The sequence below is a fragment of the Bacillus cereus group sp. MYBK79-1 genome (assembly GCF_051915365.1).
Taxonomy (GTDB): Bacteria; Bacillota; Bacilli; order Bacillales; family Bacillaceae_G; genus Bacillus_A.
On the sequence record NZ_JBQAEO010000009.1, the window covers coordinates 16423 to 33384 of the forward strand.

The window sequence follows — 16962 nt, forward strand, 5'->3', positions numbered from 1 at the left end:
ATACCTTTTATAATAATCCGATTGAACAAGGAGATGGGGGAGGAGCTATAATGGATATTCTAAAAAAAATTGAACAGTATCGAGAAGCAGAAGAACGCTTACAATGGGAAGGTACGTTTGCAGAGTATTTGGAGCTTGTGAAGGAAAGACCATGGGTGGCTCAAACAGCACACTCTCGCATTTACAATATGATAAAAGATGCTGGAATTGAAGAAGTAGATGGTAGAAGAAAGTATAACTTCTTTAGTAATCAGCTATTTGGATTAGAGGATGCTTTAGAACGTCTTGTAGAGGAATATTTCCATCCATCTGCAAAACGATTAGATGTTAGAAAACGTATTTTATTATTAATGGGTCCTGTTAGTGGAGGGAAATCAACGCTAGTTACGATGTTGAAACGAGGTTTAGAAACATATTCACGAACAGATCGAGGAGCAATTTTTGCAATTAAAGGCTGCCCAATGCATGAAGATCCGCTTCATTTAATTCCGCACCATTTACGGGATGATTTCTTTGATGAGTATGGAGTTAGAATTGAAGGGAATTTATCGCCACTCAACGTTATGCGTCTAGAGCAAGAGTATGGTTCAAGAATTGAGGATGTAGTTGTAGAGCGTATTTTCTTCTCGGAAGATCGCCGTACAGGGATTGGTACATTTAGCCCGTCTGATCCTAAATCACAAGATATTGCCGATTTAACAGGTAGTCTGGACTTTTCAACAATCGCAGAATATGGTTCAGAATCAGACCCACGAGCGTATCGCTTCGATGGAGAATTGAATAAGGCAAACCGTGGGATGATGGAATTCCAAGAGATGTTAAAATGCGACGAGAAGTTCTTATGGCATTTATTATCGCTTACGCAAGAAGGGAATTTCAAAGCGGGAAGATTTGCGCTTATTTCAGCAGATGAATTAATTGTAGCCCATACGAATGAAACAGAGTATCGTTCCTTCATAGCAAACAAGAAAAATGAAGCATTACACTCAAGAATTATTGTAATGCCAGTCCCATACAATTTACGAGTGAGTGAAGAAGAACATATTTATGAAAAAATGATTCGTGAAAGTGATGTATCCAATGTTCATATTGCACCACACACACTTCGCGTTGCAGCAATGTTTACGATTTTAACTCGTTTAAAAGATCCGAAGCGTCCGGATATTGATTTAATTAAAAAGATGCGTTTATATGATGGAGAAACGGTAGAGGGTTATAATGCGATTGATGTAGAGGAGCTGCAACGTGAATATCAAGATGAAGGTATGAGAGGTATTGATCCTCGTTATGTTATTAACCGAATTTCCTCTACAATTATTCGAAAAGAGGTACCATCTATTAACGCATTAGATGTACTTAGATCGCTCAAAGACGGGTTGGATCAGCATCCGTCAATTAGTAATGAAGACCGTGAGCGTTATATGAATTTCATCTCATTAGCGAGAAAAGAATATGATGAAATTGCGAAGAAAGAAGTACAAAAAGCATTCGTGTATTCATATGAAGAATCAGCGAAGACACTTATGGATAATTACTTAGATAACGTTGAAGCATATTGCAATAAATCGAAATTACGTGACCCATTAACAGGTGAAGAAATGAGTCCAGATGAAAAGCTAATGCGCTCAATTGAGGAGCAAATTGGAATTTCAGAAAATGCTAAGAAAGCATTCCGTGAAGAAATTTTAATTCGCATTTCTGCTTATGCGCGTAAAGGAAAACGCTTTGATTATAATTCACATGAGCGTCTTCGCGAAGCGATTCAGAAAAAACTATTTGCTGATTTAAAAGATATAGTGAAAATTACAACATCAACGAAAACACCAGACGAAAATCAGCTTAAGAAAATCAATGATGTTGTTGCCCGCTTAATTGATGAGCACGGCTATAATTCTTCATCTGCGAATGAATTATTACGCTATGTAGGTAGCCTGCTAAACCGATAGTTTGATAACAAAACGCTGTCTCTTGTATTTTGCGGGACAGCGTTTTATTATCCATTCATATGTGTAAAGTGTCATACCTTGTCCAAATGCAATAAATTAAGATGCAATTTTATGAATTTATTGTCAATTATTTTTACAATATGCATATGATAGAGTAACCAACCATTCATACGAAAAAAGCCAACACAATACAATATGTTGCAAAGTGTAAATGTGTGCAACTATGCATTGTGTTTCTTTCTTATCAACGGCTGAATCTTTCTAGTATGTGAGTGGCAAAATTTTGTTTAGTATGCTCGGAGTATTATATGAAAAACGTTATATATGTTTATGGGATGATGTTCAATGGGCAGTTACCATTCATTCTAGCTGGCACAGTATAAAACAAAATTTCTAGCTTGCTGTTCATATAGGAAGACAATTACAGTAAGGAGGGAAAGAAATGGGTGAAGAAAACCAACCAAATTATACGATTTCACAGGAAAACTGGTCCCTCCATCGCAAAGGATATGACGACCAACAACGCCATCAAGAGAAAGTACAAGAGGCAATTAAAAATAATTTACCCGATCTTGTAACCGAAGAAAGCATTGTTATGTCTAATGGTAAGGATGTTGTAAAAATACCAATTCGTTCTTTAGATGAATATAAGATTAGGTACAATTATGATAAAAACAAACATGTTGGGCAAGGAAATGGTGACAGCAAAGTTGGTGATGTCGTTGCGAGAGATGGATCAGGTGGTCAAAAGCAAAAAGGACCAGGAAAAGGAAAAGGAGCAGGGGATGCGGCTGGAGAAGATTATTATGAAGCTGAAGTCTCTATTCTAGAATTAGAGCAAGCGTTTTTTAAAGAGTTAGAGCTGCCTAATTTAAAGAGAAAAGAAATGGATGAAAACCGGATTGAACATGTTGAATTTAATGACATTAGAAAAACAGGATTATGGGGAAATATCGATAAGAAACGAACGATGATATCCGCATATAAACGAAATGCGATGCGTGGTAAAGCATCCTTCCACCCGATTCACCAAGAAGACTTAAAGTTCCGCACATGGAATGAAGTATTAAAGCCAGATTCAAAAGCTGTTGTATTAGCGATGATGGATACGAGTGGATCGATGGGAATATGGGAGAAATATATGGCACGTAGCTTCTTTTTCTGGATGACGAGATTTCTACGAACGAAGTATGAAACAGTAGATATTGAGTTTATTGCCCATCATACGGAAGCAAAAGTCGTTACAGAAGAAGAGTTTTTCTCAAAAGGAGAAAGTGGTGGAACGATTTGTTCTTCTGTATACAAGAAAGCACTCGAGCTAATTGATAATAAATACTCACCAGACCGCTATAATATTTATCCATTCCATTTTTCAGACGGTGATAATTTAACATCAGATAATGCTAGATGTGTAAAGCTTGTGGAAGAATTAATGAAGAAGTGTAATATGTTTGGGTATGGGGAAGTGAACCAATACAACCGCCACAGTACCCTCATGTCAGCCTATAAAAATATTAAAGATGAGAATTTCAGATATTATATTTTAAAGCAAAAAGCAGATGTATTCCATGCGATGAAGAGCTTTTTTAGAGAAGAATCAGGAGAGAAAATGGCATAACCCCTTAAAAAAGGGGTTATTTTTTTGTGAAATTTTTAAGAAGTTTTTGCGAAATATTTATATTACTAGTTGACACCGATAATGAAAATCATTATCATTTACTCGAGATATGATTACATTTAGATTTATAAATTTTGGAGGAGATGTAAAGTTGAAAAAAAATAAAAGAAAGCATATAAATGCGATGTTAGTAGCTGCGACATTATCGCTGCCGTTTGCGGTTTATGCTACACCTGTCTTAGCGGCTACCGCTACTACAGAGAAAATGGCTGCACAAAGTCCAAAAAAGCATGTATTTGATGCGATAATTAAGGCGTATAAAGATAACTCAAATGAAGAGTCATATGCAACTGTATATATAAAAGATCCAAAGCTAACAATTGAAAATGGGAAAAGAATGATTACAGCAACATTAAAAGATAGTGATTTCTTCGACTACCTGAAAATCGAAGATAGTAAAGAACCAGGTGTGTTCCATGATGTAAAGGTGTTATCAGAAGATAAAAGAAAACATGGAACGAAAGTTATACAATTTGAAGTAGGGGAATTAGGAAAAAGATATAGTATGCAAATGCATATTTTAATTCCGACTTTAGGGTACGATAAGGAATTCCAAGTTCAGTTTGAAGTGAATATGCGAACATTTGTAGAAAGTGATATAGAAGAAGACGACGAAGAGCAAATCGAGGATACACAAAATGTAATACGTGATAAACGATTACAGCAAGTAATTAATAAAAATGTATTAAATAGAAAAGATGTAAATGAACCTATAGTAGAGGAAGATTTAAAAGGAATTAAAGAATTAAATATATATGCAGGTCAAGGAATTGAGAGTCTAAAAGGATTAGAGTATATGGAAAATCTAGAAAGACTAACAATACAAGGGTCTGATGTACGAAATATAGCTTCTATTTCACAACTAAAACGTTTAAAAGTAGTTGATCTATCTTTTAATAAAATAGAAAATGTTGAGCCGCTTGTAAACTTAGAAAGACTGGATATACTAGAGCTACAAAATAATAGAATTGCTGACGTTACGCCACTAAGTCAACTAAAAAAGGTTAGAACAGTTAACTTATCAGGTAATAAAATTAGTGATATAAAGCCTTTATATAATGTTTCTTCTTTAAGGAAGCTATATGTAAGTAATAATAAGATTACTGATCTTACAGGAATTGAGCAAATGAATAAGTTAGGGACATTAGGAGTAGGAAGTAACGGGCTTGTAAATATTGAGCCGATTAGTAAGATGAGTAGCATCGTTGAACTTAATCTTGAAAAAAATGATATTAAAGATATTACAACATTATCTAAACTAACTGGTTTACAAACACTTAATTTAGAGGAAAACTATGTTTCGGATGTATCACCACTTAGTAATTTAAATAACTTATATGAATTAAAACTTGCGACAAATGAGATTCATGATATAAGACCTATTCAAGAATTAGGAAAACGAATTAAGATTGATGCTCAAAGACAAAAAGTCTTTTTAGATGAAGCGTATATGAATGAAGAAGTGAAAATTCCTGTATATGATGTAAATGGGACAGCAATTCAAAATATTGAGTGGAAGAGTGAAGGCGGAAGTATTACGAATGGATCAATAAAGTGGGATAGTCTTGGAGAAAAAATGTATGAATTTAAGATGGATGCTGGGGAAAGCAAGATAAGGTTCCAAGGAAGGGTAATACAAAATATCGTTGAAAAACGAGAAGAAAGCTCTAACGTAATTCAAGATATGAAACTAAGACAATACATGAATAAACATAATTTTGAACGCAAAAATGTAAATACCCCTATAACGAAAGAAGATTTATTAACGGTTAAGACTTTGAAAATTACAGATGGGGAAAAAGAGGGAATAACAGATTTTTCTGGATTAGAATTTATGATAAATATGGAAGAATTGACATTAAAAAATGTTAATGTGAAAAATGTAGAATTTATCTCGAGTTTGAGAAGTTTGAAGTCAGTAGATTTATCCAATAATCAAATTGAAGATATGAAACCACTTCATTCATTAGAGAATCTTGAAAAATTAAATGTTAGCAATAACAGCATAAAAAATGTTCCAGAACTATTTAAGATTCAGAAATTAAAAACTCTCGATTTATCAAATAATAAACTTGATACTGCTGCTCTTGATGGAATTCATCAATTGAAAAATCTAGATGCATTGTTAGTAAATAATAATGAAATCAATAATTTAGATGAGATTAGCAAAGTTAACAAATTGAATAAGCTTGAAATGATGGGCAATAAAGTACGAGACATTTCTCCATTAGCGAACTTGAAAAACTTACAGTGGTTAAATTTATCCGATAATAAGATTCAAGATATCTCTATTCTATCTTCTATGCTTGATTTACTTAGTTTGAAATTGGCTGGAAATGAGATCCGTGATGTAAGACCGATTATTCAATTGGCTCAATGGATGTTTATTGATATTAAAAATCAGAAAATTATTTTAGAAGATGGACAAATGAATCAAGAAATACAAATTCCTATCTACGATTTAGAGGGAGAAATCTTTGAAGATATTGAACTGAAGGGTACAGATGGTATCGTTACTGATAGAGGAACAGTCGTATGGAAAACTCCAGGAGAAAAAGTTTATGCGTTCTCCTTAAATGGAAATTATCACGGTCTATCTCTATTATTCAGTGGAACAGTTATGCAAAATATAGTAGCGAAAGAAGAAGTAAAAGAGCCAGCAAAAGAAGTTGACGGATCGAAAGAAGAGCCAAAAGAACCAACAAAAGAAGTTGAAGAATCAAAAGAAGAAGTAAAAGAACCAGCAAAAGAAGTTGAAGGATCAAAAGAAGAAGTAAAAGAACCAGCAAAAGAAGTTGAAGAATCGAAAGAAGAAGTAAAAGAACCGACAAAAGAAGTTGAAGAATCAAAAGAAGAAGTAAAAGAACCGACAAAAGAAGTTGAAGAATCAAAAGAAGAAGTGAAAGAGCCGGTAAAAGAAGTTGAAGAATCAAAAGAAGAAGTAAAAGAGCCGGTAAAAGAGGCTGAAGAGCCGAAAGAAGAAGTAAAAGAACCAGCAAAAGAAGTTGAAGGATCAAAAGAAGAAGTAAAAGAACCAACAAAAGAAGTTGAAGAACCGAAAGAAGAAGTAAAAGAACCAACAAAAGAAGTTGAAGAACCGAAAGAAGAAGTAAAAGAGGCTGAAGAACCAAAAGAAGAAGTGGAAGGGCCAACAACAGGAGTTGAAGGATCGAAAGAAGTAAAAGAACCAGTAAAAGAAATTGAAGGTTCAAAAGACGCAGTAAATCATTCAGTAGCAGTTCAAGAACAAAGCGTGAACGATCATGTTGTGAAAGAAAAAGTAGTAGAGAATCAAAGTGTGAAAGAAAATAAACCAGCTGTTAATAAGCAAGAAGAAAGCAAGAAATCATTAGGAGCAACAGGTGGACAAGAAAATACTGTATCTTTATTTGGTGGCCTAGCATTAGTTCTTTCAGCATTAAGTATGTTTGTATTTAGAAAGAGATTATTTAAGAAATAAAAACGTTTTATCTTACTATAACGTAAAATAATTATATGATTTTTTGAGAAGACATTATTATGGCGATTTCATTTTGAAATATGCTTATGATAATGTCTTTTTTTGAAGGATATAAATGGAAAAAGTGTCGGAGAGCGGTTATTACAAGCTGCTATTCAGTATATTTTCTCGTTCCAAGGGATGAGAGAGATAGAACTATGTTTGAACACGAATAATGATCGTGCGATGGAGTTGTACAAGAAAGTAGGTTTTGAGGAAAAAGCATGTTTACAACACTATATAATAGAGTAAAAACCCATTCGTATGAAGATTATATTTCATACGAATGGGTTTTATTTCATTTACTTTGCCGCCCTCAGTAATAAGGGATGCAGGACTAATTTGAGGAACGAATGCTTCTTTTAGAAGAGGTGCTAATCGTTACATAACCTTTTTTATTTTTTTCGGAACTTCTTTCGTTTGCGAATTAATATCTTCTTTTCGTAGCTCTTTAAAGAGCGAAGTAATCATAAGAACGACTACGATAGAAAATGGTAGAGCTGCGATTATAGCTGCAATTTGTAGTGCATTTAACCCTCCAGCTTGTAATAAAAGAGCTGCAATTATCGCGATTGTTAATCCCCATATAAGTTTTAAACTATTTTTCGGTGATAAGCTTCCGTTACTCGTTTGCATTGAAACAACAAATGTTGCCGAGTCGGCAGAAGTAACGAAAAATGTGGCTACTAAAATTAACCCGATAATCGTTAAAAATGTAGAGAATGGTAGGTGTGAAATAACAGCAAATAATCCAATCTCTGTACCATTCTTTGCGATTTCATCAGCTATGCCAAGGGATTGGAACATTTCCATATGGATAGCGGTACCGCCAAATACTGCAAACCAAAATGTACAGATAAGAGTTGGGACTAATACAACTCCAAAAATAAATTCTTTTATTGTGCGTCCTTTAGAAATACGGGCGATGAATGTACCGACGAATGGAGACCAAGAGATCCACCATCCCCAATAGAAAATAGTCCAGTTTTCAATCCAAGAAGAAGATTTTTCGTTAAATGCGCCTAAATTTAATCCCATACTAGGTAAAGCTCCGATATAAGAACCGAGTGTAGATGTGAAATATTTCATAATAAATACAGTTGGTCCTAAAAGTAAAAAGGAGACGAGTAATATACCTGCAAGAGAGAAATTTAAGTTACTCAAATATTTAATCCCACGATCTAAGCCTGTTTGTGCACTTGCTAAATATAAAACAGCGAAGATGGCGATAAGTACGAGCTGAGTAAATAAAGTATTATGAATAGAAGGGAATAAATAGCTTAATCCTCCGGCGATTTGTTGAGCACCAATCCCAACAGATGGCACAATACCGAATACTGTGGCTAAAACAGCTAAAATATCCACTGTTTTTCCGATAGGAGAATTTTTCGATCGATTAAATAATGGAGTAACTGTAGCCCCAATTGTGCTACCTTTTTGTTTGCGGAATGTGAAATATGCAATTGTTAAAGCAACCATTGCGTATAGTGACCATGGAAAGAGACCCCAGTGGAAAAATGAATATTGCATAGCAAGCTTGGCGCTTTCCTCTGTACCTGCTTTTCCTGTTAGTGGATCTGTAAAATGTGAAATCGGTTCAGCGATTCCATAAAAGAGGAGTCCAATTCCCATTCCTGCCCCAAACAACATGGATAGCCAAGATGGGTAACTATACTTTGGTTTTTCTCCATCCTTACCAAGACGAATAGAACCGTACTTAGAAAATGCTAAATACGTGGCTAAAATAATCATTGTGGTCATAAGTAGAGAGTAAAACCATCCAAATTTATTGAGGATAAATGAGTTTAAAGAAGATGTAACGCTTTGTAAATCATAGCCTTGTATCCAACTTGCCGGGGTAATTCCCCATATGATGAATAACGTTGTTAGCAAGAAGGAGATATAAAATACACTGTTTTCTTTTTTTATCATAGAATCCCACCTTTGTTTAATAAAGTTAACAATTATATTAATCATAACAATTAAAGGTTTAATTGTCAAAAAATTCTCTTTTTGATACGTGTGAAATGACTGTTTAATCGCTATAGATTCATAACTATTGGAGGTTAGATAAAGGGAAGGTTGTTCACGATATGTACAAAATGTAAGAAGAAATAATATGAAATATTGCATTTTACATTGTTACATCTAGATTTTATGTTAAATTCGTGAATGGAATATTTGAATAGGGGGCAAGGATATGAACAAGAAATCAACAATTAATAAAGTAATGCTTAGTATTAGTACAATGGCTCTATCACTGGGGGCAATTCAAACTCATGTATCAGCAGAAGAAAAGGTACCATATAATGTATTGCATTCGAAACCGGTTGGAATCGAAAAGCCAGTAGATGAGATTGGGCACGTTTCTAAAGCAGAGGAGACATTATCGTTTAAAGAACGGTTAAAAGTAGGAGACTTTTCACAGCGACCAGCATCTATTATGAAGAGCTCAGAAGTAAAGCAAATTAAAGAAAGCTATTCAATGGCTGATTTAAACAAAATGAATAATCAAGAATTGGTTGAAACGCTAGGAAGTATTAAATGGAATCAAATTACAGACTTATTCCAGTTCAATGAAGATGCAAAGGCTTTTTATAAAGACAAAGGGAAAATGCAAGCGGTTATAGATGAATTAGCTCACCGAGGTAGTACGTTTACGAAAGATGATTCAAAAGGAATTCAAACGTTTACGGAAGTGTTACGTTCAGCTTTTTATCTCGCATTTTACAATAATGAATTAAGTGATTTAAATGAGAGAAGCTTCCAGGATAAATGTTTACCTGCTTTAAAAGCAATCGCAACAAATCCAAACTTTAAGCTCGGTACATATGAGCAAGATGCAGTCGTATCTGCATACGGTAAATTAATTAGTAATGCTTCAAGTGATGTGGAAACGGTTCAATACGCATCGAATATTTTAAAACAATACAATGATAATTTTCATACATATGTAGACGATCGTATGAAAGGACAAGCTGTATACGATATGATGCAAGGTATTGATTATGATATGCAGTCTTACCTAATTGAAGCTCGTAAAGAAGCGAATGAAACAATGTGGTATGGAAAAGTAGATGGATTTATTAATGAAATAAATCGTATCGCTCTTCTAAATGAAGTAACACCGGAAAATAAGTGGCTCGTTAATAATGGAATTTATTTTGCTAGTCGTTTAGGGAAGTTTCATAGTAATCCAAATAAAGGATTAGAGATTGTTACGCGAGCAATGCATATGTATCCGCGTTTAAGTGAGCCGTATTTTGTTGCAGTAGAACAAATTACGACAAATTATAACGGAAAAGATTATAGCGGTAATACGGTAGATTTAGAGACGATACGTAAGGAAGGAAAAGAACAGTACTTACCAAAAACGTATACATTCGACGATGGGTCTATTGTGTTTAAAACAGGAGATAAAGTATCAGAAGAAAAAATTAAGAGACTATACTGGGCTGCAAAGGAAGTAAAAGCACAGTATCATCGTGTAATTGGGAATGACAAAGCGTTAGAGCCAGGCAATGCGGACGACGTATTAACGATAGTAATCTATAATACTCCAGACGAATATCAGTTAAACAGACAATTGTATGGATATGAAACAAACAACGGTGGAATTTATATTGAAGAAACAGGAACATTCTTTACATATGAGCGCACGCCAGAGCAAAGTATTTATAGTCTAGAAGAGCTGTTCCGTCATGAGTTTACTCATTATCTTCAAGGTAGATTTGAAGTGCCAGGTTTATTTGGAAGAGGAGATATGTATCAAAATGAGAGATTAACTTGGTTCCAAGAAGGAAATGCAGAATTTTTCGCAGGATCTACTCGTACAAATAATGTAGTACCGAGAAAGAGCATCATTAGTGGATTATCATCTGATCCTGCAAGCCGTTATACAGCAGAGCGCACATTATTTGCTAAATATGGTTCTTGGGATTTCTATAATTACTCGTTTGCACTGCAGTCTTACTTATATACACATCAGTTTGAAACATTTGATAAAATTCAAGATTTAATTCGTACGAATGACGTAAAAAATTATGATGCCTATCGTGAAAAGCTAAGTAAAGATTCTACACTAAATAAAGAGTATCAAGCGTATATGCAGCAGCTCATCGATAATCAAGATAAATATAATGTACCGGAAGTAGCAGATGATTATTTAGCTGAACATGCACCAAAATCTTTAACAGCAGTAGAGAAAGAAATTAGTGATACGTTACCGATGAAAGATGCAAAAATGACAAAACATAGCTCTCAATTCTTTAATACATTTACACTAGAAGGTACATTTACAGGTAGTGTAACAAAAGGTGAGTCAGAAGATTGGAAAGCAATGAGTAAGAAAGTAAATGAAGCTTTAGAACAACTGGCACAAAAAGAATGGAGTGGCTACAAAACTGTTACAGCATACTTCGTCAATTACCGTGTGAATAGCTCAAAGCAATTTGAATATGATGTAGTTTTCCATGGTATCGCAAAAGATGACGGAGAAAATAAAGCTCCAACGGTTAATATAAATGGTCCTTATAATGGACTTGTAAAAGAAGGTATTCAATTTAAAAGTGATGGCTCAAAAGATGAAGATGGAACAATCGCTTCTTATTTATGGGACTTTGGAGATGGAAGCACAAGTGCAGAGGTTAATCCAGTACATGCCTATGAAAGAGAAGGAACTTACAAAGTTGCGTTACTAGTAAAAGATGATAAAGGGGAAGAGAGTAGAAGCGAAACAACTGTTACGATTAAAGATGGAAGTTTAACAGAATTAGAACCAAATAATCGTCCAGAAGAAGCGAATCGTATTGGGGTAAACACTACTATAAAAGGTAGCCTTATCGGCGGAGATCACACTGATGTTTATACATTTAATATAGCGTCAGCGAAAGATATCGATATTTCCGTTTTAAATGAGTATGGAATCGGGATGACATGGGTGCTTCATCATGAATCAGATATGCAAAATTATGCTGCTTACGGTCAAGCTAATGGAAATCGTATAGAGGCAAAATTTAATACAAAACCAGGTAAGTATTACTTGTATGTATATAAATATGATAATGGCGATGGAACGTACGAATTATCAGTAAAATAAGTGCTTTTCCAATGTATGTTTAACTTTACTTTTTGTGGAAAATAGTATATTATATAGATATATAATATATCGGTTATTTACTAGGAGGAGCCTGTCACAATAGGCTTCTCCTGTTCTTTTTTAGGGGGCCTGTCTTACAGGCTTTTCTTTAAAAAGTAAATAACTGAAAATTAAGAACAATAATCTTTGGAAGAGGTGGGGCATACACATAACAAAAAAGGGATTGTTTAAGAGAGGAGGATAAGAAATGGTTTTATTCGGTTATCCACTTGAGACAATTTATTTATATGGATTTATTATTGCTACTATACTCACTGTGATTTATATCTTTTTTGGAGATATATTTGAATCCATATTTAGTTTTGGAGGCGGATCGGTATCCGTTGTTACTTTATTACTTAGTTTCTTCGCCATGTTATGTGGACTTAGTTATATAGGAGAATATTTATTTTCCTTTAATAGCATTCTTATTTTCGCTGGTGCATGCGCTATATCTTTTATTGGTGTTTTCATAATGAAAATATTAATTTTAAAGCCAATTGCAGAAGCAGAACAAAACACTGTGCAACGGATGGATGAATTCATTGGTTGTAAGGGAGAAGTCATTACGACAATTCCTACAGAAGGGTTTGGTGAAGTATTAATTTCCTCCCAATTTGGAAGTAATGCAATTCTAGCTAAAACAGTTGGGAAGAAAGATATTTCACAAGGAACCGAAGTTATTATCGAGGGAGTCCAAGATGGTGTTTTGCTTGTACAGAACATCGCTTATTCTTTAAAGAAACCAAAATTATAAGGGGGAATTTACATGACGATTCCATTAATTATCGGTGGAGTATTACTCGCAATTTTACTTCTACTCATTTTAGTATTTATTACAAAGTATCGAACAGTTGGACCAGATGAAGCATTAATTGTTACAGGAAACTGGCTTGGTGGCGGGAAAAATGTAGTTACCACTGATGATGGAAAGAAGATTAAGATTATTCGCGGTGGCGGTACTTTCGTAGTTCCAATTATGCAAAGAGCAGAGCCTTTAAGCCTATTAAACTACAAATTAGAAGTGGGAACACGTGATACGTATACGAAACAAGGTGTACCGATTACAGTAAACGGTGTTTCTATTATTAAAGTAGGATCGACAATTGAAGAAGTGTCTACAGCAGCTGAACAATATTTAGGAAAAGAAACGGAAGAGTTGAAAATAGAAGCAAAAGAAGTTTTAGAAGGGCATTTACGTGCGATTTTATCTTCTATGACAGTAGAAGATGCGTATAGTAATAGAGAGCAATTTGCACAAAAGGTACATGAAGTAGCTTCAACTGACTTGAAGAAAATGGGTCTTCGCATCGTTTCCTTTACAATTAAGGAAATCATGGATAAGAACGGTTACTTAGATGCACTTGGTCAGCCACAAATTGCAATGGTTAAACGTGATGCAACAGTTGCGAATGCAGAGCGTGAAAAGGAAGCGCGTATTGAAAAAGCACGTGCAGAGAAAGAAGCAAAAGAAGCAGAATATCAACGTGATGCACAAATCGCTGAAGCTGAAAAACATAAAGAATTAAAAGTACAATCTTATAAGAGAGAGCAAGAACAAGCTCGTGCAGACGCGGATCTTTCTTACGAATTACAACAAGCGAAAGCGCAACAAGGTGTTACAGAAGAGCAAATGCGCGTTAAAATCATTGAGCGTGAGAAACAAATTGAATTAGAAGAAAAAGAGATTGCGCGTCGTGAGAAGCAGTATGATGCAGAAGTAAAGAAAAAAGCAGATGCAGATCGCTATGCTGTTGAGCAATCAGCGGAAGCAGAAAAAGTAAAACAAATTAAAAAAGCAGATGCAGATCAATATAAGATTGAAGCTGAAGCGAGAGCTCGTGCGGAAGAAGTACGTGTAGAAGGTTTAGCGAAGGCGGAAATCGAAAAAGCGCAAGGTCAAGCAAAAGCAGAAGTACAAAAAGCACAAGGTACAGCGGAAGCAGATGTTATTAGGTTAAAAGGTTTAGCAGAAGCAGAAGCGAAACAAAAAATTGCAGAGGCATTTGAATTATATGGCCAAGCGGCAATTATGGATATGGTTCTTAACATGCTTCCAAGTTATGCGAAGGAAGTTGCAAGCCCACTTAGCAACATTGATAAAATTACAGTTGTCGATACAGGCGGCGGTGGTAAAAATAGCGGTGCCGGAAAAGTTGCAGGTTATGCGACTGATTTAATGGCAACGATGCAAGAAACATTAAAAGCTTCTTCTGGCATTGATTTAAAAGAGTTATTAGAAGGATTTGCAGGAAAAGGAGCGATACAACAATTATCAAACGATAAACCTGTTGTATCTGTAGTAGAAGATGCGAAAAAAGAAGTAGAAAAAGATAAAGAGTAGTAAAGTGGGAGGAACCTCTAGTAAGTAAGATACTAGAGGTTCTTCTGTGAATTATAATATTTCGAATAATATACATTTTTATATATTGTTTTAATTATTTAATTTATATAGAATGAAAAAGGTATGTATCAACTCTTTCAGAGAGAAAGAGTTAGAGAGAGTCGCATTGATACATTATAATCGTATGATTTATATAAAGAAATTAAGTGTAAGGTAATTACATTTAAAATGGTATGGAGGGGTAGAAATATGTTTCAAGGGAAATTAAGGAGTAGTAGTTTAAAAGCAAAATTACTTGTATCATTTGTTATGGTTTTAATTCTTCCAAGTATTGTAATTGGTTGGACGTCTTATCAGCAGGCGAAGACAAATTTTAATGAAACAATTTTACAATCAGCAGATGATAACGTAAAGATTTTAAACAATGTTATTAACAAAGAGATAGACAGTAAAAAGGTAGACGCAGTATATTTTACAAAGTTATTTAATGGAGTAAGTTATGGAACTGATCAGCTCCAAAATGTGCAAAGTAAATTAGAAGAATATAATAAATTACATCCAGAAATAGAAGCGATTTATACGGGTTCTAGTACTGGACAATTTATTCAATCACCAGTTATTCAAATGCCAGATGGGTATAATCCGGCAGAAAGAGATTGGTATAAAGAAGCAGCACAAAAAAGCGGAGAAGTGATTGTCACACCTCCCTATAAATCAACGACAACAGGGAATATTGTTATTACAATAGCAAAACAAAATGAGGATAAAAGTGGTGTTCTCGGTATTGATTTAATTATTAATGATATTGTAAACACTTCTAAAATGGTCAATATTGGTAAAAAAGGATATGTAGCCATCTTCGACCAATCTAAAACTGTAATTGCGCACCCGACGCTGAAGCCAGGTGACAAAATAGAAGATAAACTGGAGAAAGAATTATACAAACAGGAAACAGGTGATTTTACATTCAAACTTGATGGTGAGGATCGCAATATTACCTTTATAACAAATAAGCAGACGGGATGGAAAATAGCAGGAGTTATGCCTTCAAAAGAAATTATTGAAGCAGCTGAACCTATTTTCTATAAAACGATAACTGTTATTGGTATTTCATTAATAATTGGCGGGATTTTAATTTACTTTATTATTGCTTCTATTATTAAGCCGTTAAAACAACTTGTTATATCATCGAAAAAAATTAGTGAAGGCGATTTAACAGAATCTATTGCAGTTCATTCTAAAGATGAAATTGGACAGCTTGGAGACAGTTTTAACGAGATGGCGGCATCATTACAAGCGGTTATTTCCAATATAAATACTTCAGCAAGTCATGTAGCAGCATCTTCAGAAGAATTAACAGCTAGTATGAAGCAGACAAGTGAAGCGACGGAACAAATTACACAAGCGATAGAGCAAGTGTCGAGTGGAGCGGAAATACAAACGAAAGAAGTCGAAGAAGGCGCAACATTATTAGAAGAAGTTACAGAAGGAATTCAGCGTGTTGCAGATAGTTCTTCATTAGTATCCACAGCATCTATGTATACGAAGGAAAGGGCTGAAGATGGTGGGAAGTTAGTTGATCAGACTGTGAATCAAATGCAATTAATCCATGATTCTGTTTCACAATCAGATAAAGTGATTGTTTTATTAGATGATAAATCGAAACAAATTGGAGCAATCCTTGAGGTAATTCAACATATTGCAGAGCAGACAAATTTATTAGCATTAAATGCTGCAATTGAGGCAGCGAGAGCTGGAGAGCAGGGAAGAGGATTTGCAATTGTAGCAGATGAAGTACGAAAGTTAGCAGAACAATCAGGACAGTCTTCTACGGAAATTGGAAACCTAGTAAAAGAGATACAATTTGACATAAAAGAAACGGTAAGTTCTATGAAGCAAGTTGGAACAGAAGTACAATCGGGGCTTGTAGTTGCAAATGAAACGAAGCAAAGCTTTGCTGAAATATTGAAGTCTACAGATGATACAGTTGTACAAATTGATAGTATGGTAGAAGTAGCGAAACAAATGACAGTAGATGCAAAACAAGTTAGTGCATCTATTAATGAAATTGCAGCTACGATTGAAGAAAATGCAGCAAGCGTTCAAAATATTGCTGGTTCTTCAGAAGAACAATTGGCTTCAGTAGATGAAATTAATGCAGCAGCAGTTCATTTATCGCAAATGGCAGAAGAATTACAAGAGATGATTGGAAAGTTTAAAGTGTAATAACAAATGTTAAGAAACGAGGTAGTAATTGTACTTCGTTTCTTTTTTATGAATAGAAAAAGAAAGAAATATAGAGTAACCGTGTTATGATTAGGTGTAAAAACAAAAGACTGTATTTTCGTTAAATTCTAT

Annotated in this window: 9 protein-coding genes and 1 pseudogene; 9 read left to right on the forward strand and 1 reads right to left on the reverse strand. The window is 34.5% G+C overall.

What is annotated here, in order from left to right; translation table 11 throughout:
- The first annotated feature begins 50 nt into the window (after nt 1-50).
- The 4 genes from ACTFOB_RS15630 to ACTFOB_RS15645 all read left to right on the forward strand — a co-directional run bounded on the left by ACTFOB_RS15630 (nt 51) and on the right by ACTFOB_RS15645 (nt 7375).
- Nucleotides 51-1946, forward strand: coding sequence for a PrkA family serine protein kinase (locus ACTFOB_RS15630; RefSeq protein WP_440026782.1), 1896 nt, complete (start codon nt 51-53; stop codon nt 1944-1946).
- Nucleotides 1947-2388: 442 nt separating this feature from the next.
- Complete coding sequence (yhbH, locus tag ACTFOB_RS15635) at nt 2389-3564, forward strand: sporulation protein YhbH (protein WP_440026784.1); 1176 nt, start codon at nt 2389-2391, stop codon at nt 3562-3564.
- Between the two features lie 151 nt (nt 3565-3715).
- Nucleotides 3716-7084 (forward strand): leucine-rich repeat domain-containing protein, encoded by a 3369-nt coding sequence (locus ACTFOB_RS15640; RefSeq protein WP_440026786.1) that lies wholly within the window; start codon nt 3716-3718, stop codon nt 7082-7084.
- 102 nt (nt 7085-7186) lie between these two features.
- A complete protein-coding gene (locus ACTFOB_RS15645) occupies nt 7187-7375 on the forward strand; it encodes a GNAT family N-acetyltransferase (protein ID WP_440026788.1) in 189 nt (62 codons plus the stop codon).
- Nucleotides 7376-7504: 129 nt separating this feature from the next.
- Here the strand turns inward: ACTFOB_RS15645 and opuD are convergent, their stop codons facing one another.
- Nucleotides 7505-9055 carry a glycine betaine transporter OpuD gene (gene opuD / locus ACTFOB_RS15650; protein ID WP_440026790.1) on the reverse strand — a complete coding sequence of 517 codons (1551 nt, stop codon included), beginning with the start codon at nt 9053-9055 and terminating at the stop codon, nt 7505-7507.
- A gap of 268 nt (nt 9056-9323) precedes the next feature.
- On the opposite strand from opuD, the gene colA reads away from it, so the two are divergent.
- The 5 genes and pseudogenes from colA to ACTFOB_RS15675 all read left to right on the forward strand — a co-directional run bounded on the left by colA (nt 9324) and on the right by ACTFOB_RS15675 (nt 16830).
- A complete protein-coding gene (gene colA / locus ACTFOB_RS15655) occupies nt 9324-12221 on the forward strand; it encodes a collagenase ColA (RefSeq protein ID WP_440026792.1) in 2898 nt (965 codons plus the stop codon).
- A gap of 247 nt (nt 12222-12468) precedes the next feature.
- On the forward strand, nt 12469-13017 hold the full coding sequence (locus tag ACTFOB_RS15660) for an NfeD family protein (RefSeq protein ID WP_440026794.1): 549 nt from the start codon (nt 12469-12471) through the stop codon (nt 13015-13017).
- 12 nt (nt 13018-13029) lie between these two features.
- Nucleotides 13030-14604, forward strand: a complete 1575-nt coding sequence (locus ACTFOB_RS15665; RefSeq protein WP_440026795.1) for a flotillin family protein — start codon at nt 13030-13032, stop codon at nt 14602-14604.
- Nucleotides 14605-14913: 309 nt separating this feature from the next.
- Nucleotides 14914-15891, forward strand: a pseudogene (locus ACTFOB_RS15670) (HAMP domain-containing protein); the annotation flags it as partial.
- A gap of 78 nt (nt 15892-15969) precedes the next feature.
- Nucleotides 15970-16830 carry a methyl-accepting chemotaxis protein gene (locus ACTFOB_RS15675; protein WP_440027033.1) on the forward strand — a complete coding sequence of 287 codons (861 nt, stop codon included), beginning with the start codon at nt 15970-15972 and terminating at the stop codon, nt 16828-16830.
- The last annotated feature ends 132 nt before the right edge of the window (nt 16831-16962 follow it).

Coding starts and splice junctions, on each gene's coding strand:
- opuD (WP_440026790.1), bottom strand. CDS start 9,055: ATGATAAAAAAAGAAAACAGTGTATTTTATATCTCCTTCTTGCTAACA.
- colA (WP_440026792.1), top strand. CDS start 9,324: ATGAACAAGAAATCAACAATTAATAAAGTAATGCTTAGTATTAGTACA.
- ACTFOB_RS15665 (WP_440026795.1), top strand. CDS start 13,030: ATGACGATTCCATTAATTATCGGTGGAGTATTACTCGCAATTTTACTT.
- ACTFOB_RS15630 (WP_440026782.1), top strand. CDS start 51: ATGGATATTCTAAAAAAAATTGAACAGTATCGAGAAGCAGAAGAACGC.
- yhbH (WP_440026784.1), top strand. CDS start 2,389: ATGGGTGAAGAAAACCAACCAAATTATACGATTTCACAGGAAAACTGG.
- ACTFOB_RS15675 (WP_440027033.1), top strand. CDS start 15,970: ATGAAGCAGACAAGTGAAGCGACGGAACAAATTACACAAGCGATAGAG.
- ACTFOB_RS15660 (WP_440026794.1), top strand. CDS start 12,469: ATGGTTTTATTCGGTTATCCACTTGAGACAATTTATTTATATGGATTT.